The following is a 1,910-nucleotide window of genomic DNA, read 5'->3' on the forward strand; positions in this document are numbered from 1 at the left end:
TTATTTATTAAGGATGAGAGGTTCATTTGCATTAAACATTGTTGTTTATTTTTAATAAAATAGCCTCTCTTTCGGATCTTTTAAAGACCCTTCAAAAAAGTGAGGGGGAGTATGAATTAAAATAAAGAAGGCTACATATAAGAAACGAAATTTTTTCTAAACTCATGCTCCTTCTTCTAGAACAAAAAACGTATACTTATGTACTTCCGTAATGCTGCCATCAGACGACGCATATTTAGGTACTCTCTTAAAAGAATGCTCACGCACACTGAACTGCCGTACACTAAATTGTGGATGATCTTAGAAGAATAAAAAATTTTACGAAACTGCCTCCCCCCCCTTTCTTTAATATCTGATAAAACATGATCATCGTGACAAGCAACCCTGGGCTCTAATCCAGTAAACACCAAATTCCATCTCCACGTTTGGGTATAATAATCATCTATCTGAAATTGCATAGGAAAGCTATACTTAAATAGCTGTTTAGCGCTTTTTAAATTCAACAGGTAGGCACCCGCGCAATATACATCCCTGCCGTAAACACATAACCGATGCGTTAAAACCTTTCCAACTTTTAACGGCATTCCTTTTCCTCGTAACGAAAAACTACAAATGTCAACATGGTCTTTATACTGAATCAAAAGTTCGCACAAAACTTTTGACAAAAGCTTTGGACAGAACGTTATATCATCTTCAAAAACAACCATCCAAGGTATGGCATGTTGTACCATTTTTTCCCAAGCAAGCCGATGACTTAAATAACACCCAATAGTCCCTGAACTGGGAAATTTTCCTCCATAATGCCACCCATAACCACGCTCATCTACAAATAAATCTTTAAAATCTTCAGAAAGATCTTTTCCGTCTTTTGCTTCTAATCGATTCACTTCAAAAGGAAGCTCACAAGCAAGACGCATAAAACTCTCGTACCGCTTAGGACTGCGTCTAAGATTTAACACAACGCCAACCAAATGCGATCTTAAAAACTCATCATCATTCCAAGACATAGGACCAAATAGCAGCCGGAGGAAAATTATTAAAAACCCAACATTTACGTGTTTTTGTCAAAGAAAAACACTGGCTTCTAATAGAAGGAAAGGGACTATAAGTAAATTGCAAAAATTGCCCTTTTGATTTTAGGACCTTAAAGCACCCCCTTAAAATTTCTTTTTGTACCAAAGCGGGAAAATTAAGCATAGGCAGCCCAGAAATCACAACGCCGATATTTGTGCTTAGCTGCTCTGCGTTTAAAATTTCTTCCAGAGCACACGCATTTCCCAAAACAACCCTCGCCTTAGGAATCTTCTTTTTTAAATACATCCCCAAATTAGGATCAATTTCAATACAAATCAACCTATGCTCAGGAATTCCCGCATCAATCAAAGCTTGAGTGAAACGTCCAGTCCCAGCGCCTAGCTCTAAAATTTTTTCCTGAGGATCTAAATTTTCTAACGCGCACTTCGCCATAGCCCTTGCCAAAGCTCGGGAGCTTGGAAAAAGCGCTCCAAGTTGTTTAGGATTCGCCATCCAACGACGCATAAAAAACCATCGCTCTTCCCAGTCTGATTTCTTGAATATTTTAAACAAAATTAATACATAAGCTAACTACCTAATTGTTTATACGCCAATACAATCCAAAAATCAATCGACATGATACAAAAAAGATGAGAAAATATTTTTTTTAGTATTTTTAAAAATAAAATTGAAAAAAAATAAAAATCTAGTATTATAAATTTTTTTATAATACTTTTTTTTTCGAAACTAAAATTTTTCTAAAAATTAGTATAAACAATCATACTCCCCCTCACTTTTTTGAAGGGTCTTTAAAAGATCCGAAAGAGAGGCTATTTTATTAAAAATAAACAACAATGTTTAATGCAAATGAACCTCTCATCCTTAATAAATAAGAT

2 protein-coding genes are annotated in these 1,910 nt (G+C 35.2%); both read right to left on the minus strand.

Annotated elements, in window-relative coordinates; genetic code table 11:
* Window positions 1–176 precede the first annotated feature (176 nt).
* Window positions 177–1,007, minus strand: a complete 831-nt coding sequence (locus K737_RS06920; protein WP_006288376.1) for a glycosyltransferase family 25 protein — start codon at window positions 1,005–1,007, stop codon at window positions 177–179.
* Window positions 994–1,587, minus strand: coding sequence for a class I SAM-dependent methyltransferase (locus K737_RS05545; protein ID WP_023491889.1), 594 nt, complete (start codon window positions 1,585–1,587; stop codon window positions 994–996). The genes K737_RS06920 and K737_RS05545 overlap by 14 nt, the downstream gene beginning before the upstream one ends.
* Between the last annotated feature and the right edge of the window lie 323 nt (window positions 1,588–1,910).

Source organism: Holospora undulata HU1 (genome assembly GCF_000388175.3).
In the GTDB taxonomy this organism is placed as follows: Bacteria; Pseudomonadota; Alphaproteobacteria; order Holosporales; family Holosporaceae; genus Holospora; species Holospora undulata_A.